The organism is Psychroflexus maritimus, from assembly GCF_011089875.1.
Lineage (GTDB): Bacteria > Bacteroidota > Bacteroidia > Flavobacteriales > Flavobacteriaceae > Psychroflexus > Psychroflexus maritimus.
The window spans coordinates 12,580-36,369 of sequence record NZ_JAANAS010000002.1 but is presented as its reverse complement, the minus strand read 5'-3'; the positions used below and the strand labels follow the sequence as shown (position 1 = coordinate 36,369).

The following is a 23,790-nucleotide window of genomic DNA, read 5'->3' as shown; positions in this document are numbered from 1 at the left end:
AAATTGGAAAAATTCAGCCTTTTAATTTCAACTATGAACAGGTCTAATTTAAGCTTTCTAGACCAGATGTTTCCTAGGCACGATTACCATAAATTTAATTTGATTATAGTTAACCAAACTACGCCTAAAAATAAAATCACAAGTAATTTTTCTACTATTAAAGTTATTAATTCTTTTGATATAGGTCTTAGTAAAAGTAGAAATTTAGCGATTAAGCATTGTACAACAAAATTTGGTTTAATTGCAGATGATGATTTAATTTACCAAGAAAACTTTGAAATTAAAATTAATCAAGCTATTGCTGCTTTTGAAAACTGTGGGCTTATTGTTTTTCAATTAACTAATGAGAAACATCAGTCTTTTAAAAAGTATTTAACTTATAACCACGAAATTAGAACTAAAAAACAAATCGAACAGATTTCTTCTGCTGAAATGCTCCTGAACCTAAAGCTACTAAAAGAATATGATTTGAAGTTTAATACTCAGTTTGGAATTAATGCTGTTTTTCCTATGGGAGAAGAACAAATATTGGCGGGAATACTTAAGAAAAAGGGAATAAAAATGCAAAGAATCAATGCTATTATTGCTCAGCATCAAGGAAAAAGCAGTGGTCAAAATCCTATTTCTGATGGTTTTTTAAAAACAGCAATTGCACTAAGACACCCTAAATTAAAAAACTTAATTTACCTTTGGATGATTAAGTATTTATTTTTTTTATGGAGGAAAAAAGAAATATCATCTAAAGAAGTTTTGCCTATGTACAGCAAAATGATTCAATGTTTAACTTTTGTCAAAACACACCAAACCAATGAAAATTGAATTTAAAAAATCTCTTTTTTGGTGGATTGCTCCTATTTATATCAATTTTATTTTTGAGCTAATTTTCAGTGATTTTAGACCAGACCGATGGATTAATTTTTTAGAAAACCATGTTTTTTTGGTTATTTTATTTGTTTTTATAAACCTTCATTCGGTTTTTAAAACTAAGTTCATGACAGGCTTATTTTACCTTGGTTTTGGACTAACTTGTGGAGCTGAAACCCTTTATTATTTTTGGTTTGGCACAAATTTTTCTGCTTCAGCAATCTTTGTATTATTTGAAACTAATCTTGCTGAAGCTCGTGAGTTTTTAAGTTTCTATTTCAATGCAAAAAGTATTTTTCTAATTGCAGTTCATCTATTACTAATCCTAGGATTCTTCATCAAATATAGAAATTCTATTTCTGTAAAAATTCTGAGGCAAAAAAAATGGATTTGTCTAAGTGTATTTATTGCATTACTTGCTGTTTTTAAATTCTCACATTTAATTGATCAAAATTTTCCTTATTTACTTGCTCGAGGTATAATTGTTTACCAATATGAACACTTTCAACTTAAAGATTTACCCTTAGATAAACAAGAAAGCTTTTTAAGTGAGGTTGAGCATATAGGAGATGATGAAGCGACCTATGTTCTAGTTATTGGGGAGTCTGCCAGTAGAAATCATCTTACTATTTATGGTTATGACAGAGCTACAACTCCCTTTTTAACAAGCCTTAAACCTGAAATAAATATTTACACAGACGTAATTAGCAACAGCGCATTCACCATTGGCTCATTAAAAAAAGTACTCACTTATAATCATTTTCAAAAAGATAAAGAGGCCACCTTAGTGCAATTAATGAATCAAGCTGGCTTTACTACTTTTTGGATTTCAAACCAGCGTCCTGTTGGCCCTTACGAAAGTTTAGTTACCAAAATATCTAAAGCTAGTCATCATGTTCATTACACCAATACAGCAATTGCAGGGTCTGTAACTCCTCATGATGAAGTCATTCTTCCTTATTTTGAAAAGGCACTCAATAATCCTGCAAAGAAAAAATTTATTATTATTCACTTACTTGGAAGTCACCTTCAATATAAGGACCGTTACCCTAAAGAATTTGATGTTTTTCATGATAAAGCCAGTAATTTAGTAGTAAATACAGATGAAGCAGTTCAAAAAAGAAATACATATGATAATTCTATTACTTATACTGACTTCATGCTTAAAGAAATTTTTAAATCTCTCCAAACACAAAAAGGAGAAAAAAACATGCTTTATTTCTCTGACCATGGCGAAGAGGTCTATCAAACCCGAAGTTTTGCTGGCCATTACGAAGAAAATCCAAGCCCACCTATGTTTGAAGTACCTTTTTTGTTTTGGACATCAGATGATTATTTTAAAAATTATGGTTTAACTATTGATACAAAGAGGACTTTTATGCTGAATTATTTTTTTGATACCTATGCCGATTTTTCAAAAATAAAATTTAAACAAAAGAGAAAAAGAAGAAGTCTATTTTCTGAAGAGTTTAAGCTTAATAATAGATTACTTAATTCAGGAATACATTATGAAAAACTTGTGCGCTAATCGGCGTCGTGCATTTCTAATTTCTTAGATTTAAAAGGCCTAACAATAATTCTTGCTGCACGGTCATAATTGATATAGCTATAGACCCAATTCATGAACGTCACAAGTCGATTTCTAAATCCAACCAAGAACCAAAGGTGAACAAACATCCAAATAAACCAGGCAAAAGCTCCACCAAATTTGAGTTTATGTAAATCCACAACAGCTTTGTTTCTTCCTACGGTAGCCATAGTTCCTTTATCAAAATAAGTAAAAGGAATAAAGGCTTGATTTTTTAATGTCCGTTTGAAATTATTTGCTAAATGTTTACCTTGTTGAATAGCAGGTTGTGCAACCATAGGATGCCCCTCTGGCCAGTTTTTGGTTTGCATTAAAGCAATATCGCCCAAAGCAAAAATATGTTCATATCCATCAACCTGATTGTAATGATTTACCCTATATCGCTTCATTTTGTCAATAATACTTGAAGCCTTTAAACCATTAACTGGTGCTCCGCCAACTCCAGCAGACCAAACAAAAGTTTCTGTTTCAAAAGTTTTTCCAGAATTTGTTTCAACTACAAAATCTTTATAATCTTCAACATAAGTGTTCGTATGAATAATAACCCCAAGTTTCTTTAAAAATTTTGTAGCATTCTTAGATGCTTTTTTACTCATTGGTGGAAGAACTCGGTCTTCCCCCTCGATAAGGTGAACCTGAATTTCATCCATGTTTAAATCAGGAAAATCTTTATTAACCACATGTTTTTTTAGTTCAGCTAAAGCTCCACTTAACTCAACTCCTGTTGGACCGGCACCAGCAATAACAAAATTGAGTAAACGTTTTCTTTGTTGTAAATCCTTAGTAATACTTGCCTCTTCTAAATTTTCTAAGATAAGACTTCTTAAATTAAGGGCTTGAGGTATGGATTTCATGCTCATCGCATTCTGTTCAACATTTTTATTTCCAAAAAAATTAGTCTTTGAACCAGTGGCAATAACTAAATAATCAAACTCTATTTTTCCAATGGAAGTAGAGAGAAAGTTATCTTTATCATTAATCGATTGAACTTCAGCCAGTCTAAAAAAAATATTTTTGCTTTTATTAAAAATTTTACGAATAGGGTAAGCAATAGAATCAGGCTCTAATCCAGAGGTTGAAACTTGATAAAGTAAAGGCTGAAATGTGTGGTAGTTACGTTTATCTACCATGACTACTTGAACGGGGTGGTTGATTAAGTTTCTAGCTAAACTTATACCAGCAAAACCTCCACCAATAATAACCAATCTTGGGTGTTCAGATTTGGGTAAATTCATTAACTTAGTTTTTATAAAATTATAAAATACCTGATTGGTTTTTGTAACATTAAGAAAAAATTACTACTAACAATTTAGAACAAGTTAATGTGAACAATAAATTAGAAAAAAAGTTTATAGATTTACTTGAGCAAAATCAAAACATTGTGCATAAAATTTGCAGAATATATGCCTATGATGAAGCTTCACATAAAGACTTGTTTCAAGAAATTAGCATTCAACTATGGAAAGCCTATCCAAAATTTAGAGGAGATGCCAAGTTTAGCACTTGGATGTACAGAGTAGCTCTAAACACAGCTATAAGTTTGTATCGGAAGAAAAAAAGAAGCATCAGAACCACTAGCATTACTGAATTTGAATTTAAATTATCTGAAGAAAAGTACGATGATGAAACTGAAGCAAATTTAAAATTAATGTACCAAGCGATAAAAGAACTAAACGATATAGATAAAGCTTTAGTTTTTCTTTATTTAGAAGATAGAAATTATAAAGAAATTTCCGAAACACTTGGTATTTCTGAGGTAAATGCAAGAGTAAAAATGAACCGAGTTAAAAAAAAGCTGAAGGAGCTAATCAATATGTAATTTGTATGGCAGAAGGATTAGATTTATTAAAACAAGAATGGAAGAAGCAAAATAAAAATCTTCCAAAATACAGTCAAAATGAACTGTACAGTATGTTACAAAAAAAATCTACTTCAATAGTTAAATGGATTTTTATTATTAGTATCCTAGAATTTTTGTTCTGGATTGGAATAGAAGTCCTTACCTATCTTTATGACTTTAATGAGATTATTGACCAAGTAAATCTAACTTATTTTTATCGCATCACTCTAATTATTAATTATGTAGTCATCATTACTTTTATTGCTTTATTTTTCAGCAGGTACAAAAACATTAATGTTGCAGACAATTCCAAAAAATTAATGAAGTCTATCATTAAAACCAGAAATACGGTAAAGGCTTATGTTTGGTTTAATGTTGTTATTTTTATTTTTAGTTTTATTGTTTCCAATTACTTTACATTACAACACATGGAAATAGATATGGAAGGCTTTATTTGGGGTTATATACTTGCTGTTTTTGTGATTATGCTTGTATTTGTTGGCTTACTTTTGTTATTTTATAGGATAATTTATGGCACCTTAATTAGGCGACTTTATAAAAATTACGAACAATTAAAAAAACTAGAATTATGAATATAAAGTTTAAAATTACAAGTTTGTTTATCCTATTGGGCAGTATTTTATTTGCACAAAATTTAGAAAATTCACTGCTCTGGAAAATTGAAGATCCACAACAAGAAAAGACCTCTTATTTATTTGGAACAATGCATGCAGGTTGTGAGCTTGAATTAGGAAATCAACTTAAAGAAACACTGATGAATTCTGAATTACTACTGCTAGAAATTAATTTAAATGATCCTGGTGTAAACCAAGAAATGGCTAGTCAAATGTTTATGGGTAAAGGTAGAAATTTAGGTAATTTAATGTCTAAAGAAGACTACGATTTAGTCCTAAACTTCCTTCACCCAAGATTAGCTAAACAAGGTTTAGATTTGGAGTTTATCAAAAAAATTAAACCAATTTATTTGAGTGTTATGTTGATTCCTTCCCTTTTTGATTGTGATCAAGTAACTGCCTATGATCTGTTACTTGCAAAATTTGCTCAGCAAATTGGTATTGACCAGGCTGGTCTAGAAACAGTTGAAGACCAATTAAGGGTTTTTGAATCTATTCCACTAAAAAAACAAGCGCAAATGTTGGTTGGTTCTGCTAGGGATGATGGAAAAAGTGATCAAAAACAAATGCTAGCTATGGCTCATGCTTACCAGGAAAGAGACTTAAATAGATTGAGTGAAATTGCTAATGAAGATAAAGGTTTGTTTATCGAGTATGAAGATGAGATTTTAATTAAACGAAACAAAAATTGGATTCCTATAATCAAAAAACAGATGACAGAATTTAGTATTTTTATTGGTGTTGGAGCTATACATCTAGTAGGTGAACAAGGCTTAATAAATCTTTTGAGAAAAGAGGGTTATGAAGTAACAGCTATGAATTAAAATATAAAATTTAAATAATCTTTATTCAATTTTCACTCATAAAATATGGATATTGAATAAAAATTTTATTTAGGTCTTTAAATGACCTAAGCAAGATTAAATAATTTTCTTAATCACTCTCAATTGGTGAGAGTATGTTTTTGTTTCTACATTAAAAATTCCCGTGTGATCAATTCTGTCAATTCTAACATAACCATGTGCGTGAATAATATAATTATCTTTAAGCATAATTCCAACATGAATAATTCTCCCCTCATCATTATCAAAAAAAGCTAAATCGCCTGGTTCACTTTCTTCTATAAAGCTTAATGCATCGCCTTCTTTAGCTTGCTGAGATGCATCTCTTGGTAAGACATATCCATGTAAGCGATAAACCATCTGTGTTAAGCCACTACAATCTATTCCAAAAGGTGTTTTCCCTCCCCACATATAAGGAGAATTGAGATACATCGCAGCTGTTTCTGGAATATTTTTTTTTTGATCGATTAGTGATTTATTTTTATGCCCTTCAAATTGGTGCTGAAAGATTTTTTGACCAGCCAAACAACTTCCCAAAGGAATTGCCATCAAGCTGTGGTCTTTTAATTGAACGTACTCAATTAAATCAGCTGAACAATCAAAAACTTGATTATCAACTTCATTGAAAGCTAAAGCATCAATAACATGAACTTGTTTTTGATCTATCCAGCCTTCGTAATGATCAAAAGCAATACGAATTTGCAACCAATTTTTATGGATAGTAATTATTTCAAAATGATCACCATATATTAATTGTGTAACCATTTCAGATTCATCATTAGGTAAAATTCTAACAGGAACAATACCTAGTTTGCAAATACCGTATTGCATTATTTTTGAGTAAAATTTAAATAAATTATCTTTTCATAACTAATGCAGAGGCACCTCCTCCACCATTACAAATAGCGGCTGCACCAATTTTTGCATCGTTTTGATGAAGAACATTAAGTAAAGTTATTAAAATTCTTACACCTGAACATCCTAGTGGGTGACCTAAAGAAACAGCCCCACCATTTACATTTACCTTATCTGAAGTTAAGCCCAAAAGTTTCATATTTGCTAAACCTACAACTGAAAAAGCTTCATTAAATTCAAAATAATCAACCTCATCTTGCGTCACACCTGCTTTCTTTAGCGCTAAAGGTAAAGCCTTTGCCGGAGCCGTTGTAAACCATTTAGGTTCTTGCGCAGCATCTGCATAACCAGTAATACTTGCTAAAACTTCTAATCCTAGCTCATTCGCTTTTTCTTTACTCATTAACACCATTGCTCCTGCTCCGTCGTTAATTGTTGAAGAGTTAGCTGCTGTTGCACTTCCATCGTTAGAGAATGCCGCTCTCAATTGAGGAATTTTATCTAATTTAATGTTTTTAAATTCTTCATCTTCTTTAATCACTAAGGGCTCACCTCTTCGTTGCGGAACCTCTACCGGTACTACTTCATTAGCAAATTTACCTGATTCCCAAGCTTGAGCTGAACGCTTATAAGATTCTATCGCAAATGCATCTTGCTCTTCCCTAGAAATTTTATGCTCGCTCGCACACAAGTCGGCACAAGTACCCATAGCTTCCTGCGAGTATGCATCAACCAAACCATCTTTTTGCATTCCGTCAATCATTTGCGCAGGACCAAATTTTTGCCCCTTCCTCAAAGGAAGATAATGAGGAATCATGCTCATGTTTTCCATTCCTCCAGCAACTACAATTTCAGCATCGCCTAAAGCAATTGCTTGAGCGGCTTGCATTACTGCTTTCATACCACTTGCACAAACTTTATTTACAGTAGTACAAGGAACATTTTCTTCAATACCAGCGCCAAGTGCTGCTTGACGAGCAGGTGCTTGCCCATTGTTTGCTTGAACCACGTTGCCCATAAGCACTTCATTAACTAGTTTTGGGTCTAAATTAATTTTATCTAGAGCACCCTTAATGGCAATGCTACCAAGCTTAGTAGCAGGAACAGTTGACAAACTTCCTAAAAAACTTCCTATTGGTGTTCTTGCTGCACTAACTATAACTACTTCTTTCATAAATTTAAATTTATAATTTGGTTGCTAAATTAAGGATTTTGAGGCATTGTAAAAAGCAAATTGTATCAAATTAGTAAACTAATAATCGAACTCAGGCTAATAAGGCTTAAGTGATTTTGTTTTCAATTCATGTAACAGATAAAGTAAAAAATAGTTTGAACTAATAACTAGGTGTTAAGAAATAAAGCAAAAAAAAACTACTCCAAATTAATGAAGTAGTTTTAAAATCTATGATTTTTACGAATTCTATTTTACAATTAATTTCTGTGTTGACTTCTTTCCACCCGAACTAATTTCTACCATGTAGATTCCTGTTGAAAAGTCACTAACATTAATTTTTACATCGGTATCAAACGAAGAAGCTTTTACTTGCTTAATTATTCTTCCGTTGATATCAAAAATAGTAACCGTTGAATCCCCGTTAGGCTTGTCAAAATCAATAGTTACTTGATGACTAGCAGGGTTAGGGTACATGGCAAAGCTTGTTTCATCAAATACTTCAGCAGATAGAGTTCCTGTACCATCACAAATTTCTAGAGAAAAATTATTAATTGTACCTCCATCACCATTAAAAGTATCTTCTACAATAAGCGTCCAATCTCCTTCCCAATCATCATTTATGAAGCTACTAAGTGAGTTTTCAGGCTGAATTGTTCCGGATAAAGTGGGAGAGCCAGGATTACAACTAAATACTTCTCCGGCATCATCAAACACTACATCAATGTTTTGGCCTTGGTCACAAACTTGGTTTAACAAAACAACTTCAGTTCCGGACGGACTTACTAAGGTTAGAATTAAATCACCAACATAAGTATGGTCTATATCTACTGAAACACGTAATTTAGAAATTTGTTCTACAAAATCTTGTTCAACATTTATGGAAGTTTCGTACAATCCAGTAGCTGTGTCATCAATTGTTATTGGTAAATCAGTAGCTAATAATTCATCTTTACAGTCTAAAGTTTCAGTTGTAAAGGATTGTATTTGTTGTTCCCCTTCTAAACAATTATTGATAGGTGTAACACTCCAGAAATAAGTAGTTCCAGGAAGCAATTCTGGAGAGGTTAATGTTAATTCTGAAGTTGTTTCAGAAAAAAGTACAGAATCAAATGAAATGTTTTCTGAAAGTTGAATAAGATATTCTTGAGCAGTTGGAACATTTTGCCACCCAAATATAGGATTTAACAAAATATCCTCTTGTTCATTTTGAGGAAAATCAATAATTATATCATTAAATAACTCATCCTCTAAAACAGTTAAAGTAAACTGTTGAGACACACTTTCTTCTGATGTACTTGCAACTACATCAAAGTTATAAGTACCTGTTTCTAGACCTTGTAAGTTAGTAAGATCAAGTTCAATTTCAGCATTCTCTGAAACTTGAGTAGGAGAAAATGAATCTACAACTGAATCAGGTAAACCCGTTGTAGAAAAATCAACCGTTTCATTAAAAGAAGGGATCGCTTGTAATTCAAATAAGAAATTTGCTGAATCATTAGGACACACTTCTTGAGTTGTTTCTGTTGCCAAAATATTAAACTCCTCTTCACCTACACCTGTAATAACAATTGCAAAATCTTGACTTCCGTCTAAAAGATTCCCTTTATGGTTCACTTGAATAGTATATTCGCCTTCGGGTGCATCAATTCTAATTTTTTCTATATTATCTACATTGTTATCACCTACCCCTGTAGTATGCTGAAAAATATAAGGCCTTATAAATGATGGAAAAAACTCTTCACCATCTTTAAAAATCCTTAAATCTAAATCGTTAATCAATCTAGGCTCATCAAAATCAACTACACCATTGGGTTGAGTTTCAGCTGCAGGATCATTCCATGCAATTGTTACTTCAAGTGGTATATCTCCTCCTAATGCGGTAAAATCTTCTGTAAAAGTATCGTTATCATTTAGAGTAATCTCGTCAAAAATTGTTGTAAATCCGTCATTCAAAATTACTGTGGCAGCGGCTTCTGCATTCATTAGTCCAAAACCAAAGCGTACATCTGGAAGCGCACCGAAAGGCCCTGCAGGAAGAGTTGTACCACACAGGAGTGCTCTAACCTGATGAGATTTCATATAATCATTTTCTAAACTAAAATACAATTCTTGGAGTAATGCAACAGTACCAGCTACAACTGGAGAAGCCATAGAAGTTCCTGTTAATGAAGTGTATTCACTATCTGAACCTGGAAATGTGGATAAAACATTTGTTCCTTTAGCAGCTATATCAGGTTTTATTCTTAAATCGTCTGTTGGTCCATAGCTACTACTACTATTAATTTGAACGCTAGCATTATTAACATACTCGTCAACTTCAAAAACATTAGCTACAACTAAAGCGTTTTTTGAAGCTTGACGTCCGGTAATTAAATCAAATCCGTTTTTTTCTGGATTATTAACAGGGTTATTATTTCTAGAATTTCCGGCCGCCATTACTGGTAAATAATAAGGAGCAGAATTCATAATCAAGTCCATACTTCTAGACAAATTTATATAAGCCCCAAATTGCCATTCACTTAATTGAGTTGGTGCCAAGCCGTATGAATGATTAGAAACAATCATTCCATCGCCAGCTTCGTTTTGAATTTCAGTAATGTCATTAAAAAAATCATACCCACTTACCGTAGATTCAAATGCCATTCCTTGAGCAGATGGGTTAAATTCGCCAGAAGCAATAACCGTACCTGTAACATGCGTAGTATGACCTAAAGGAGTTGCAGGTGCATTGTCTTTATGTTCAACTCTACCCGCTAAAGCCTCATGCGATGCTCTTGCTCTTCCGTCATCCCAAACGCCAATATCAATACCTGAACCCGTTAAGTTAAGACCTAATGCTCCACCTTCATACAATTCATCAACGTTTGAAGTAGATGCGGCTCCAGCATTGTACACTGTTATATAATAAAGGCTACCATCTTCCTCTATAGCCTCTAGATATGATTTAGTTCCATTTTCATTATCTAAAACAATAGGAATGTTATTTTGAGCTGCGTATTTTAAAGCTTCTTCCTTTTTGGCAATATACGAGCTGTGGAAAGTTTTAGACTGTTGCTTAATTAAATCTTGATTGTAGTTTGTTGTAATATTATGGATTGGTTTGTTTTGTCCATAAGCTAAAATAGTTAGTAAAAAACTTACTAGAAGTATAAAATTAGTTTTAAATTGCATATGTATATTTTTTTCGCAATTTAGTAAAAAAAAACATTATTAATATGTACTTTCGCGAGATAAATTATTTAGAAAATTAATAGCCTTAAATATGAAGTTTATTGTATCAAGCTCAGAAATGTTAAAAAAACTCCAGATTCTTGGTGGGGTTATTAACAACAATAACACAATGCCAATTTTAGATCACTTTTTGTTTCATTTAGATAAAAATGAACTTCAAGTTACTGCATCCGATTTGGAAACTAACATGTCTGCTAAAATAACCGTAGAATCTGATAACACTGGAGAAATTGCCGTTCAAGCCAAACTTCTTTTAAACATTCTTAAAGAGTTTCCAGAGCAACCGCTTACCTTTCTAGTCATGGATAACCAAACTATTGAAATTAGTTCTGATTTTGGGAAGTATGCTTTAGCCTATTCTTCTGCTGAAGATTTCCCTAAAGCAGTTGATGTTGAAGAACCTAGCAGCACAGTCATTAATGCTGATGTTTTAGCTACTGCCATCAACAAAACTATCTTTGCTACGGGTAACGATGATTTGAGGCCCGTAATGAACGGAATCTTTTTTGAATTTTCTACAAACGAAATTAAATTTGTAGGAACGGATGCTCACAAACTAGTAAAGTACGGTAGAAATGATTTATCGGCTTCTGAAGATGCACAGTTTATTATGCCTAAAAAGCCACTTAATTTACTTAAAAACATTTTAGCTGGTGAGGAAGACGAAGTCTTAATTGAATACAACGAATCAAATGCGCGATTTAGCTTTGAAAACTTTGATTTAATCTGTCGTTTAATTGATGGTAAATACCCTAACTACGAAGCTGTAATCCCTAAAGAAAATCCAAATGTTTTAGTTATCGATAGAATGCAGTTTCTAAACTCCGTTCGAAGGGTTTCTATTTTCTCAAACAAAACTACCCACCAAATTAGAATGAAAATTGCAGGAACAGAACTCAAAGTTTCTGCTGAAGATATTGATTATTCTAATAAAGCTGAAGAACGTTTAGTCTGTGATTATCAAGGTGATGATATGGAGATTGGATTCAATTCAAAATTTCTACTTGAAATGCTTAACAACTTAAATGCCGATGAAGTTCAACTAGCCATGAGCTTGCCAAATAGAGCCGGAATATTAACTCCTATAGATGGACTTGAGGAAGGCGAAAGCGTTACCATGCTTGTAATGCCAGTAATGTTAGGTAGATAAACTTAAGTTTATACAAATAAAGAGGCTACTTAAATTAAGTGACCTCTTTATTTTTTCTAGTTGTTTTGCAATTATTTTCTATTTCCCTACATCAAGATTGAAACAGAAGAAAAATAATGATTACTTGAATTCACCTAAAAACTAAGTGATAACATTAATTTAATTTGTTTTTTGATTGGTACTAAATATCAATACTGCCCTTGCCTTCTCTAACTAATACTGGCTCTTCTAAGGTTAAGTCTATAATTGTAGAAGCCACGTTTCCGCCAAATCCACCATCAATAACAACATCTACTAACTTATCCCATTTCTCTTTGATTAATTCTGGGTCTGTTGTATATTCTATAACTTCGTCTTCATCTTTAATTGAAGTAGATATTATTGGATTTCCTAGATGATTTACTATAGCTTGTGAAATAGCATTATCAGGCACCCTTATTCCTACTGTTTTCTTTTTCTTAAATACGGCTGGCAAATTGTTGTTTCCAGGCAAGATAAATGTATATGGACCTGGTAAATTTCGTTTTAAAATCTTAAAGGTATTAGAATCTATTTGAGCTACATACTCAGACAAATTACTCAAATCTTCACAAATAAAAGAGAAATTAGCTTTTTCTAATTTAACACCTTTAATTCGTGCCACTTTTTCTAAAGCTGAAGTGTTTTTGATATCGCATCCTAGTCCGTAAACTGTATCCGTAGGATAAATAACAAGCCCCCCTTTTTTAAGCACCTTAACCACTTTCTGAATTTCTTTTTCTGAAGGGTTTTCGTTGTATATTTTTATTAATTCTGCCATAATCTAAAAAAATTAAACTAGAATACTAAGTTATAAAATAATGCTTAAGAACAGTCTTTAATAAATCATAATTCTAGCTTAGTAAAAAAAAATAATATTGAGTTGAATTATTAATAAAAGTGATGCTCATTTTGTTTTAAAAACAAATTAAGGAAAGAAACTACTTAGTTTTAAAAGTATTTGGCTAAAGTTGATATTGTTGCCTAAAATTGGTTATTTTTATACTTATAAATTTGAAATAATTTTAAATTTGTCTTACAGAAACAACATAACAAAATGAAAAAAATACTGGCTGTAATAATATTTTTCCAATGTTTGCTAAGCACTTCACAAACTCAGTTATATCGTTCGCTTTATGAAGGAATGAGTAAATCTGAGTTCAATGAAGCCTTAGCCGAAAACCAAAATAAATACGGAGAAATTGATTTTGGAAAAGGGGTAATTTGGGAGATTGATAAAGACTTTTGCATATTTGAAGAAAACCAACTTAAACTTGTAGTAATGAAACCAGCTGGAAACAAAAATGGCATTAACTACATCAAAACAGTAAACCACTTAAAAACAAGCCGAGAATATTTACTATCTAAAAATTATGTGCTGCTTAATGAACACGAACTCTGGTACAGTCCGCAAAGATTTGTTGATGAAGATTATCCTTATGCAATTTTATTACAAGGCCCCAACAAAAAGGTAATTGTTAAAATAAATACTGAACGATTTAAAGGTAATTACATGCCTAGCATAAGTATTACTAATGCAAACAACAGAAAAGCGATCGAGATTAAAGAAAAAATCTATCCTGAAAATGGTTTTTAAGAAGCTCCAACCTTAACCTAAAGAAATAAAATTAAAAACTAATGAATTCAACTATAATATTAAGATTTAGAAATTAAGTTTCATTTATATTTGCCAAAAAATAAAATATGCAAGAATTAAAGCAAAGCATTTTAAATGCTTGGGATAATAGAGATTTACTACAAGACATAAACACCATTAAGAACATTAGGAAAGTAATTAATCTTATTGACCAAGGCAAATTAAGATGTGCAGAACCTACTGAAGAAGGATGGCAAGTTAATGAATGGGTGAAAAAAGCGGTAGTCTTATATTTTCCGATTCAGAAAATGGAAACTATGGAAGCTGGTATTTTTGAATATCACGATAAAATGCCTTTAAAAACTGGTTATAAAGAACGAGGTATTCGGGTTGTACCTAATGCCGTAGCTCGTCACGGTGCTTTCATCTCTGCGGGCGTAATTATGATGCCTAGTTATGTAAATATTGGCGCTTATGTAGATGAAGGAACAATGGTAGATACATGGGCTACTGTTGGAAGCTGTGCGCAAATAGGAAAAAACGTTCACCTTTCTGGAGGTGTTGGTATTGGAGGAGTTTTAGAGCCCCTACAAGCTTCTCCAGTAATTATTGAAGATAATGCTTTTTTGGGTTCAAGAAGTATAGTTGTAGAAGGAGTTCGTATTGAAAAAGAAGCCGTTCTTGGGGCCAATGTTGTATTAACAGCATCTACAAAAATTATTGATGTAACTGGAGAACAAGCTGTTGAAATGAAAGGAATTGTTCCTGCAAGGTCGGTAGTTATCCCAGGTAGCTACACTAAAAAATTTCCTGCTGGAGAGTTTAATGTGCCTTGCGCATTAATTATTGGACAACGAAAAGAAAGTACAAACAAAAAAACTTCATTAAACGATGCACTTAGAACCTACGACGTAGCCGTTTAATATTAAAAATACCCAAAGAAAAAAGTCTTAAAAAGCAGCAATAATCAAGATTAAATTTTAGTTTTGATGTTTGTAATACATTTTTGAGACTTTTTTTATGAATTTCATTTCTAACTTCAGAAAAATTGATTTTAAAAAACATTTTAATTTTGATGTTTTCTTTAGTCTTTTGATTTTTACCTTCCCGTTTGCTAATGCATTCATGTATCCCTTTCTTGTTTTAAGTTTTATATTTTTTATCCTAGAAAAAAAAATTCTGAAAATTAATTTTGCAACTAATTTTCCGATAAAAATTTATATTCTATTTACACTATTCCTCTATACATTAGGTATTTATAACCAAACATTAGTAGAAGACTTTAAACTTAATAGTAAGCTTTTTGTAATTTTTTGTCTTCTTTGTTTTGCACTGAGCTATCAATGGAAAAATAGTGGTGGTATAGGTGAAAAAGCTTTTGTTTATGGTGTTAGTATGAGTATCATTATTACACTAATCAATATGGCTTCGTACTGGTTCAATTATGGGGAAATTGTGTTAACCAAAGGAAGTGAAGTAAGTGAAATATTGAATATAAAAAGACCCTATCTAGGGATTTTCATAGTTACTAGTATTTTTATTCAGCTAAAAAACATAAGTCGTGGTTTTTGGAATAAGAACTATTACTGGCTTGTTCTTACCCAATTAATCTTCGTAATTCTTATTTCAGCTAGACTTGCTACAATGCTTGCATTAATTGCTGTGTTTATTCACTTTCTTGCTCTTTATAAAAATCATAAAATAAAATTAACTTTATTTCTACTAGCAGCAATAGGACTAGTAGCCTTGGTGATGTTAAACCCGATTATGCAGAAAAGACTTAAAATTGAAGAGGGATATAAATTTGATCTGGAAAGAACTTTAGACCATGAGCCACGCTATGTTATCCTGTCTTGTGCATCAGATTTTTTAAGCGAAGGAATTCCTTTTTTTGGATATTCAGGAAACAATGAGCTACAATCCAAATTAAATAATTGTTACGCAAATAAAATTAAAAAAAAGGGAAAAAGAGAATACTATTTACGCGCTCAATTTCATACGCATAACGCATATTTAAATTTTACTTTTCTTGGTGGATGGGTAGCACTACTGCTTTTTGTTTCTCTCCTACTATACCCTATTTTTAAATCAAAATACCCTATTGAAACAAAGTTTATGATGCTAATTTTTGGATGCTTCTTTTTATTTGAAAATGTTTTACATACCAACCACGGATCAATATTCTTTGGCATATTTTATATGTACTACCTCAATAATAAAAAACAAATCTCAAACTAACTAAGCGTACTGAACTAAATTAAATTTGAGCTGTAAAGGCTTGAATTGACTTTTTAGCAGTTGAATTAACTCTCCCTGACTTTCTATATAATAGTGAATAAAATTATCATGACGTTCTTGCAATAAATCACCAGGAAATAACTCTAAACGCAATTGATTGGCACGTTTAAGGTAGTCTTTGTGTTTCCTTTTTTGTGCTTTAAGCAAACGTTTTTCTAGGTGTGCTAAACCATTTTTTTGCTTTTGTTCTTGTGCTGCAACAGCTCCTATAAATGAGGCGTCTGTTTGTTCAGCTAAAAGATATAAATCTTCAAATTGCTTTTCTAAAAATAATTGTTGTTTAGAAAAATCTATTTTTACTTTTGAAATTTGATGGGTTATTTTTGATTCAAAACTAGCTGCATCCAAAAACAAATCCGCTAAGGTCAAGTTCAACTTCTTTATTTTTTTATGTTGTTTGTTGGTATAGAGTAAAGCTGAATTCCTTAGAAGTAAAATAGGGAAATCTACCGCTGAAGCTTCAAAAAACGACTTCAACTGAAACCAATATGCAAGCTCTCCTCCTCCACCTATATAACATAAATTTGGCAAAATTAGTTCCTGAAAAAGTGGCCTCAAAATCACATTTGGTGAAAACCGTTCAGGGTGCTTATGGAGTTCTGCTTTGAGCTCTTCTTCCGAAAAAGAAATACTTGTATCTACTACTAAAAATTTATCTTCGTCTCTTATAATTCGTTCCCTCAAGTCATCTTTTAAATAGAACAAATTAATCTCTCTAGGATTCACCTGAAGTTTATAGCCTTTAGAGTATAATTGCTGAGAAGTGGCAGTTACGTGATTAAAAGCCTTATGCTTTATTAAATCTGCTTCAAAAATAGGAATAGCTTGCTGTTTTAACTTTACATGATCAGCATCAATGATTAATAATCCCTCATCAGCAAACAATTGATGAACTAAATAAAATGTGGCTTCCGCTAATGTTGTGTGATATTTGTATGCTTTAATTAAAACTTCCTTTAACTTTAGAGCTGCTTTACTTTCTCCTAATTCTTCACAAAAATCATCTACCAATTGATGTAAACTAGCTGTTTTAATTCTTCCAACTGCTCCATCTTCATCTTGTTTCCAAATATTTTTTTCTCCTTGATGGTGAAAGAAAGAAATTTCATCAAAATCATGGTCTTCAGTGGCCATCCAATAAATAGGAACAAAATTGTGCTCAGGATAGGCTTGTTTAAGAGACTGACAAAGGTTAATAGCTGAAATAATCTTATATATAAAATAAAGCGGTCCAGTAAATAAATTTAATTGATGTCCTGTGGTTACCGTAAAAGAATTCGGCTCAACCAACTTATTTATTTGCTCAAGCGACTTAGGATGTGGTTCTACTAACTTATACTGTTGCTTAAAATAAGCCTGTAATTCCTTCCTTTGATGAACTGAAAAATGAGCTTTTTTTGCTTCTATTTGAGGCTTGAAATTTTCAATAGTTGGGAATTTTGAATAAAAATCAGCTAATTTTTCATTCTTTTCCAAATAATCCAAAACTAATTCAGAAAAAAATCCTGTTTCACAATAAGGTAAGTCGTCTTGCATTCAAATTTATTTTCAACAAATATAAACCGACAATTGTTTTGGATTTTTAAATTTTAGTTAAACTCTAGTACGGGGAGTAGGATTCAAAGACAATGTTTTAATTCTTGTTTTATTCATAGCTAACAAAAAAAACTTTTGGAATTTATAACCTTCTGTTTTAATCTAATGAATTGAAAGCCTATTTAAATGATATTTGGTAGTTTGGATTCTTTAATTTAATTTTGTAGAATATAAATTGGCAATGATGTCTGCCCCGAATCGTCTTCACCGACTAATGACGTCTATTTAACATAAATGTTATGTAGATGAAATTTAGTACCCTAAAAAAAAGTATTTATACTATTGAACAATTCAAATTGTTTCATTACCTATTCAAATGGACACTGATTAGTTTAATTGTTGGTGGTTTAGTAGGAAGCGCGACAGCAATTTTTCTTTTAGCATTAAAAGCCGCTACAAATTATAGAGAAGCTAACTTGCTTATTATTTCTCTTTTACCTATTGGAGGATTAATTATTGGTTTTACTTACTTTTGGCTAGGAAAAGGAGTAGAAAAAGGAAACAACTTACTCTTAGAAGAATACTATCAATCAAAAAAAAGAATTCCTTTTAAAATGGCTCCACTTGTACTTTTTGGTACGGTAGCAACTCACCTTTTTGGTGGGTCTGCAGGAAGAGAAGGTACTGCAGTACAAATAGGCGGAGCTATTGCAGATCAATTCACTAAGCTTTTCAGATTACATGATAATGAACGAAAAATTCTTTTAATTATGGGGATGAGTGCTGGGTTTGCGGCAGTTTTTGGAACTCCATTAGCAGGTTCAGTTTTTGCGTTAGAGGTGCTTATTATAGGACGAATTAGATACGAAGCCATTTTTCCTAGTCTTATAGTTGCTATTATTGCTGATTATTTTTGTGTTGAAGTTTGGAATGTACCACATACAGTTTATGTAATTTCTGAAGTTGCTCAAATGAATTTACCTAACTTAGGCTGGACTATTGTTGCAGGAATTTGCTTTGGATTAACCGCCATGTTATTTTCTCGCTTAAAAGTTTTTTGGAAAAGCTTATTTTCAAAAATTAAATTTGCTCCTCTAAGACCATTTATTGGAGGAATCTTTATTGCAGGGTTTGTGTTTTTTGCTGGAACTACTAAATATATAGGGTTAGGTATTCCTATTATTGAAGAAGCTTTTCACACACAACTCACCTCCTACGATTTTCTAATCAAAGTTGTTTTGACCGCTTTTACTTTAGGTGCAGGATTTAAAGGAGGCGAAGTTACACCGCTGTTTTTTATGGGAGCCACCTTAGGCAATGCTTTATTTTTAATCCTCCCCTTACCCATGAGTTTGTTGGCGGGGATGGGTTTTGTTGCTGTTTTTGCCGGAGCTACAAACACACCATTAGCTTGCATTATTATGGGAATTGAGTTATTTGGAATAGAAGCGGGTTTATATATTGCCTTAGCTTGTGTAACCGCTTACTTTTTTTCAGGACACACAAGTGTTTATACCTCACAAATTATTGGAAGCCCAAAACACAATTTGTTTAGCTACTTAAAAGGAAAAAAGATAAGTCAGAGGGATGATAAAAGCTAATAACCTGAGTTAGGAATACCAGATTAGTTTAGACGCAATTATTATGAAGTCAATTAAGCCGATTAAAGGAGTCAGAGGAAACTATTGAGGCATGTTTATACAAGAAAAACCGCAGTAATACTGCAGTTTTATAATCCTATAATACAGGAGCTAGTTTCGATCAATGGAACCAAGAACCCTTTGGGCAAATGTATTAGCTGCATCTTTCTCGCTCATACCTTCTTCAACTAACTTATGCATTTCAATAGCTCCTGCTATATTTGTGATAAGTTCGCCAGCCACATCCATTTCATTTTCTTTCACCGATCGATGCTCGCAAAAAGATTCTAAGACATCCATGCTATGCTGAAGCTTTTCAGCATCATTGTTTTTCTGTAAGTGTTTAATTATTGGTAACTTCATCAACTAGTTCTTTTAAAGATTCAAATTTGTTAGTCTGTACTTGATTTTTAAACTCACCTCCTACAAATGTAGCAAAGGTTGGTAGATTGTCAACATTAGCTAATTTTCTTGATTCAGGATATTTTTCAGCATCCACAAAAACGAAAGGGATAGTTTCATTTTCTCCTGCTAATTTCTTAAATTTCGGCTTCATTAATCGGCAGTTTCCACACCAAGAAGCCATATATTGAACAACAACTTTTTCATTGTTATCAACAATTTCTTTTAATTGATCGTTCTCTAATTCTTGTAACATAACATTTGTTTAATTTAAAAAAGCCCACCCAAGGACGGGCTTTTTGTTTTTCTTTTTCTTTACTTTATTATTTAGAAGCTAAATATGAAGCTGTACTTTTACGATCAGCTTTCATAGCATCTTTTCCTTCTTCCCAGTTAGCTGGGCAAACTTCACCATGCTTCTGAACGTGTGCATAAGCATCAATCATACGAATAAATTCGGCAACATTTCTTCCTAATGGCATGTGATTAACACCTTCATGAAAAACGGTACCTTCTTCGTCTATTAAGTAAGTAGCACGATAAGTTACATTGTCTCCTTCAACAATATAATCTCCGGTTTCTTCATCATAGCGTTCGCCAGTAATATCTAAAATTCCTAATTGACGACTCAAATTTCTATTAGAATCGGCTAAAATTGGGTAAGTCACTCCTTCTATACCGCCATCGTCTTTAGGTGTATTTAACCACGCAAAATGAACTTCTGGAGTATCACATGAGGCTCCAATAACCATTACATTTCTTTTTTCAAGGTCTGCTAAAGCTTCTTGAAAAGCATGTAATTCGGTGGGGCATACATAGGTGAAATCTTTTGGATACCAGAACAACAATACTTTTTTGTTTTCTTTCTTCGCTTTTTCTAAAACATTGATTTTAAAAGTATCTCCCATATCATTCATGGCATCTACATTCAAGTTTGGGAATTTTTTTCCAACAATTGACATAATTCTAATTTTTAAGTTTATGTTGCAAAATTAAAACACTTACTTAGTTAATATGCTAAATTTTACTTATGATTTTTTATATTACAATAGATTTTAATTATAGTTATAGTTTATGAAAATAAACTTTACTGATAAGAAAAGTTTATACAAAAAATTGGTCCATTCAGCATAATTAAAATACAAACAACAGAGAAGTGAAAAAGCGGCTAGTTATTTCAGTAAATGTGCAAAATGTTCCTTTATATGATTCAATTTCGGATCAATAATAAGTTGGCAATATCTAAATTCTGAATTGTTGTTATAAAAATTTTGATGGTCTTTTTCGGCTTGATAAAAGGTTGAGGCTGCGGTAACTTCAGTAACAATAGGTTGATTGGTAAAAACATCTTTGTTCAGATTAGTTATTAATTTCATTGCTGTTTGCTTTTGTTTTTGAGAATGATAAAAAATAGCACTTCGATACTGTGTTCCTACATCGTATCCTTGACGATTTAAAGTAGTAGGGTCATGGGTGCTAAAAAACACCTTCAATATGGTTTTATAGCTAACAACTTCCTCATCAAATTCAACCTGAATAGCTTCAGCATGCCCAGTTCTTCCCATAACTACTTCTCGGTATGGTGGGTTTTTTATTTTTCCGCCGGTGAAGCCTGATTGCACCTTAATTACACCATTTAGTCGTTGAAAAACCGCTTCTGTACACCAAAAGCAACCGTTTGCTAAAGTTGCTGTTTGTAAATTCATATTATAATTTGTTTAACTTTATGTCTTTAAATATTAAACAAATAAAACAAATTAAAAGCGAATAACAACAAGTTCACTAAATTTTAGCTATAATTTCTGATTATAAAAAAACAACCTCAAGCTGAAGAGCTTGAGGTAGTAGTTTGTTTGAAAGAATAAAACAATAATTAATCTCTGTTTCTATTGTTTCTTCTATCGTTATTGTTTCTGTTATTTCTATCTGAATTTCCTTTAGGACGTTCTTTATAACCTTCTGGCTTTGCTAATAATGCCTTTCTAGAAACTTTTTCTTTTCTAGTTCTTGGATCTATACCAAAGTATTTCACATCAATTACATCACCAAGTTTTAACACATCGTTTACATCGTTAGTTCGTTCCCAAGCCAATTCAGAGATATGAAGTAAAACTTCATTACCTGGAGCGTCTAAGTATTCTACAACCGCACCAAAATCAAGCAGTTTAATTACTTTCACTTCATAAACACTTCCTACTTCAGGTTTGAATAACATGGATTCAATTTTCTGAAGTACTTGGTCAATTCCTTCTTGGTTTGTTCCTAAAATTTCAACTACTCCCTGCTCATCAACTTCGTTAATTACAATGGTAGTTTCAGTGTTTTTTTGAAGCTCTTGAATATGCTTGCCACCAGGACCAATAAAGCTTCCTATATAATCACCTGGAATAGTTCTGGTGATAATTTTTGGAGCATGTGCTTTCACTGAAGTATTTGGTTGTGCAATTGTTTCAGTTAATTTACCTAATATATGCAACCTACCTTCTCTAGCCTGTTTAAGTGCTTTAACTAAGATTTCGTAGGAAAGTCCTTTTACTTTAATATCCATCTGACATGCTGTAATTCCGTCTTCGGTACCCGTAACTTTAAAGTCCATATCACCTAAAGCATCTTCATCACCAAGTATATCAGACAGTACAGCGTAATCATCACCTTCAGAAATCAATCCCATCGCAATACCTGAAACAGGTTTTTTAAGCTGAATACCGGCGTCCATTAACGACATTGTTCCTGCACATACGGTTGCCATAGATGAAGAACCATTAGATTCTAAAACTTCAGAAACAACACGAACAGTGTATGGGCAATCTTCAGGAATCATTCCTTGAAGTGCGCGTTGCGCTAAATTACCATGACCAATTTCACGTCTTGAAGTCCCTCTAATTGGGTAAGCTTCACCTGTACAAAATGGAGGGAAGTTATAATGTAGGTAGAAAGTTTCTTCATCTTGAAGCGTAGGATTATCTACCATATTCGCTTCTCTCGAAGTACCTAAGGTTACTGTTGCTAGAGCTTGTGTTTCACCACGAGTAAAAATAGCTGAACCATGAGTAGAGGGTAAATAATCAACCTCGCACCAAATTGGCCTAATTTCATCTAGTTTTCTTCCGTCTAAACGAATTTTATTTTTAAGCGTATAATCTCTTACTGCCTTTTTCTGTGCCTCCTTAAAATATCCAGAAATCATTTTACCATGTTCTTCTAGTTCTTCCTCGGTAAACATTTCTTTCACTAACTCTTTTAAATTAGTAAAAGCTTCTCCGCGTTCTGCCTTGCCTAAAGCTTTTTCGGTAATCGCATAAGCTTTATCATATACCGCATCAAAAATCTTTTTCTCTAATTCTTCATCGCTTGGAAGTGGCTCATACTCACGAGTTTCTTTTTTACCCACTTTTTCAGCTAAGCGAACCTGTGCTTGACATTGTGTTTTAATAGCATCATGACCTACTTTTATGGCTTCAGCCATTTCTTCTTCAGAACATTCGTCCATAAGTCCTTCAACCATAGATACGCTGTCTTCAGAAGCACCAACAATGACGTCCATATCAGCTTCAGCTAGTTGGTCATGCGAAGGATTTACAATAAATTCGCCATGTACTCGTGCAACACGAACTTCTGAAATAGGACATTCAAAAGGAATATCAGACAACTGAATAGCAGCAGAAGCGGCTAAACCAGCTAAAGCATCGGGCACAACAGTTTCGTCATGAGACATTAATTGAATCATTACCTGTGTTTCATAGCGGTAATCGCTAGGAAAAAGAGGGCGAAGCACGCGATCTACTAAACGCATGATTAAAATTTCTTCATTACTTGGTCTAGCTTCTCTTTTCATGAAGCCACCAGGGTATCTTCCTGCTGCTGCAAATTTTTCTCTGTAATCTACAGTTAGTGGAAAGAAATCCATGGTACTTGGAGTACGAGAAGAAACAACAGTACACAGTAACATTGTGTCTCCCATTCTTACCACAACAGAACCGTGGGCTTGTTTGGCTAATTTTCCTGTTTCTAAGGAAATTTCTCTGCCATCATCTAAGATGATGATCTCTTTAAAACTTTCTGGAATCATAGTGTTTTATTAAATAATTAAATTCAGATTTTTCGGTTGACCCGAGTTGTT

21 protein-coding genes and 1 riboswitch are annotated in these 23,790 nt (G+C 32.6%); of the genes, 10 read left to right on the top strand and 11 right to left on the bottom strand.

Translation table 11 applies throughout. The features are described from left to right. Positions 1–33: 33 nt before the first annotated feature. Both G7034_RS01350 and G7034_RS01345 read left to right on the top strand, forming a co-directional pair. A complete protein-coding gene (locus G7034_RS01350; RefSeq protein WP_166399165.1) occupies positions 34–819 on the top strand; it encodes a glycosyltransferase family A protein in 786 nt (261 codons plus the stop codon). Next, entirely contained in the window at positions 809–2,392 is a 1,584-nt protein-coding gene (locus G7034_RS01345; protein ID WP_166399164.1) for a sulfatase-like hydrolase/transferase, read from the top strand. Before G7034_RS01350 ends, G7034_RS01345 begins: the two co-directional genes overlap by 11 nt. Here G7034_RS01345 and G7034_RS01340 read toward each other — a convergent pair. Continuing rightward, on the bottom strand, positions 2,389–3,687 hold the full coding sequence (locus tag G7034_RS01340) for an NAD(P)/FAD-dependent oxidoreductase (RefSeq protein WP_166399163.1): 1,299 nt from the start codon (positions 3,685–3,687) through the stop codon (positions 2,389–2,391). The two genes, G7034_RS01345 and G7034_RS01340, sit on opposite strands and share 4 nt — an antisense overlap. Positions 3,688–3,776: 89 nt before the next feature. On the opposite strand from G7034_RS01340, the gene G7034_RS01335 reads away from it, so the two are divergent. From G7034_RS01335 to G7034_RS01325, 3 genes are read left to right on the top strand one after another with little or no spacing between them, the layout of a single operon-like run. Continuing rightward, complete coding sequence (locus G7034_RS01335) at positions 3,777–4,271, top strand: RNA polymerase sigma factor (protein WP_166399162.1); 495 nt, start codon at positions 3,777–3,779, stop codon at positions 4,269–4,271. Between the two features lie 5 nt (positions 4,272–4,276). Continuing rightward, positions 4,277–4,885: a hypothetical protein gene (locus G7034_RS01330; protein ID WP_166399161.1), complete on the top strand. Its 609-nt coding sequence runs from the start codon at positions 4,277–4,279 to the stop codon at positions 4,883–4,885. Continuing rightward, positions 4,882–5,751, top strand: coding sequence for a TraB/GumN family protein (locus tag G7034_RS01325; protein WP_166399160.1), 870 nt, complete (start codon positions 4,882–4,884; stop codon positions 5,749–5,751). The genes G7034_RS01330 and G7034_RS01325 overlap by 4 nt, the downstream gene beginning before the upstream one ends. A gap of 96 nt (positions 5,752–5,847) precedes the next feature. Here the strand turns inward: G7034_RS01325 and G7034_RS01320 are convergent, their stop codons facing one another. From G7034_RS01320 to G7034_RS01310, 3 genes are all read right to left on the bottom strand, one after another. After that, complete coding sequence (locus G7034_RS01320; RefSeq protein WP_166399159.1) at positions 5,848–6,600, bottom strand: C40 family peptidase; 753 nt, start codon at positions 6,598–6,600, stop codon at positions 5,848–5,850. Between the two features lie 25 nt (positions 6,601–6,625). Further along, positions 6,626–7,798, bottom strand: coding sequence for an acetyl-CoA C-acyltransferase (locus tag G7034_RS01315; RefSeq protein WP_166399158.1), 1,173 nt, complete (start codon positions 7,796–7,798; stop codon positions 6,626–6,628). Between the two features lie 246 nt (positions 7,799–8,044). Next, positions 8,045–10,969 carry a S8 family serine peptidase gene (locus tag G7034_RS01310; RefSeq protein WP_166399157.1) on the bottom strand — a complete coding sequence of 975 codons (2,925 nt, stop codon included), beginning with the start codon at positions 10,967–10,969 and terminating at the stop codon, positions 8,045–8,047. 91 nt (positions 10,970–11,060) lie between these two features. Between G7034_RS01310 and dnaN the strand changes: the two genes are divergently transcribed. Next, entirely contained in the window at positions 11,061–12,179 is a 1,119-nt protein-coding gene (gene dnaN / locus G7034_RS01305; RefSeq protein ID WP_166399156.1) for a DNA polymerase III subunit beta, read from the top strand. A gap of 181 nt (positions 12,180–12,360) precedes the next feature. Here the strand turns inward: dnaN and G7034_RS01300 are convergent, their stop codons facing one another. After that, on the bottom strand, positions 12,361–12,978 hold the full coding sequence (locus G7034_RS01300; RefSeq protein WP_166399155.1) for an L-threonylcarbamoyladenylate synthase: 618 nt from the start codon (positions 12,976–12,978) through the stop codon (positions 12,361–12,363). A gap of 276 nt (positions 12,979–13,254) precedes the next feature. Here G7034_RS01300 and G7034_RS01295 point away from each other — a divergent pair, with 276 nt between their 5' ends. From G7034_RS01295 to G7034_RS01285, 3 genes are all read left to right on the top strand, one after another. Further along, the gene (locus G7034_RS01295) at positions 13,255–13,794 is read left to right on the top strand and encodes a hypothetical protein (RefSeq protein ID WP_166399154.1); all 540 of its coding nucleotides are present in this window, start codon (positions 13,255–13,257) and stop codon (positions 13,792–13,794) included. Between the two features lie 107 nt (positions 13,795–13,901). Continuing rightward, positions 13,902–14,717 carry a 2,3,4,5-tetrahydropyridine-2,6-dicarboxylate N-succinyltransferase gene (locus G7034_RS01290; RefSeq protein ID WP_166399153.1) on the top strand — a complete coding sequence of 272 codons (816 nt, stop codon included), beginning with the start codon at positions 13,902–13,904 and terminating at the stop codon, positions 14,715–14,717. A gap of 202 nt (positions 14,718–14,919) precedes the next feature. Then, on the top strand, positions 14,920–16,032 hold the full coding sequence (locus tag G7034_RS01285) for an O-antigen ligase family protein (protein WP_166399152.1): 1,113 nt from the start codon (positions 14,920–14,922) through the stop codon (positions 16,030–16,032). Here G7034_RS01285 and bshC read toward each other — a convergent pair whose 3' ends face one another. Further along, positions 16,033–17,628, bottom strand: a complete 1,596-nt coding sequence (gene bshC, locus G7034_RS01280; RefSeq protein WP_166399151.1) for a bacillithiol biosynthesis cysteine-adding enzyme BshC — start codon at positions 17,626–17,628, stop codon at positions 16,033–16,035. A gap of 228 nt (positions 17,629–17,856) precedes the next feature. Next, positions 17,857–17,919, top strand: a riboswitch (Fluoride riboswitch). 14 nt (positions 17,920–17,933) lie between these two features. On the opposite strand from bshC, the gene G7034_RS01275 reads away from it, so the two are divergent. Continuing rightward, positions 17,934–19,229: a voltage-gated chloride channel family protein gene (locus tag G7034_RS01275; RefSeq protein WP_166399150.1), complete on the top strand. Its 1,296-nt coding sequence runs from the start codon at positions 17,934–17,936 to the stop codon at positions 19,227–19,229. A 150-nt stretch (positions 19,230–19,379) separates the two neighbouring features. Here G7034_RS01275 and G7034_RS01270 read toward each other — a convergent pair whose 3' ends face one another. The 5 genes from G7034_RS01270 to G7034_RS01250 form a co-directional block, all read right to left on the bottom strand. After that, on the bottom strand, positions 19,380–19,631 hold the full coding sequence (locus G7034_RS01270) for a DUF6952 family protein (RefSeq protein ID WP_166399149.1): 252 nt from the start codon (positions 19,629–19,631) through the stop codon (positions 19,380–19,382). Beyond that, a complete protein-coding gene (locus G7034_RS01265) occupies positions 19,612–19,926 on the bottom strand; it encodes a thioredoxin family protein (protein WP_166399148.1) in 315 nt (104 codons plus the stop codon). The genes G7034_RS01270 and G7034_RS01265 overlap by 20 nt, the downstream gene beginning before the upstream one ends. Before the next feature lie 67 nt (positions 19,927–19,993). Continuing rightward, positions 19,994–20,632, bottom strand: coding sequence for a peroxiredoxin (locus G7034_RS01260; RefSeq protein ID WP_166399147.1), 639 nt, complete (start codon positions 20,630–20,632; stop codon positions 19,994–19,996). Between the two features lie 210 nt (positions 20,633–20,842). After that, positions 20,843–21,376, bottom strand: a complete 534-nt coding sequence (gene msrA / locus G7034_RS01255) for a peptide-methionine (S)-S-oxide reductase MsrA (RefSeq protein ID WP_166399146.1) — start codon at positions 21,374–21,376, stop codon at positions 20,843–20,845. Positions 21,377–21,543: 167 nt separating this feature from the next. Continuing rightward, positions 21,544–23,739: a polyribonucleotide nucleotidyltransferase gene (locus tag G7034_RS01250; RefSeq protein ID WP_166399145.1), complete on the bottom strand. Its 2,196-nt coding sequence runs from the start codon at positions 23,737–23,739 to the stop codon at positions 21,544–21,546. Positions 23,740–23,790 lie beyond the last annotated feature (51 nt).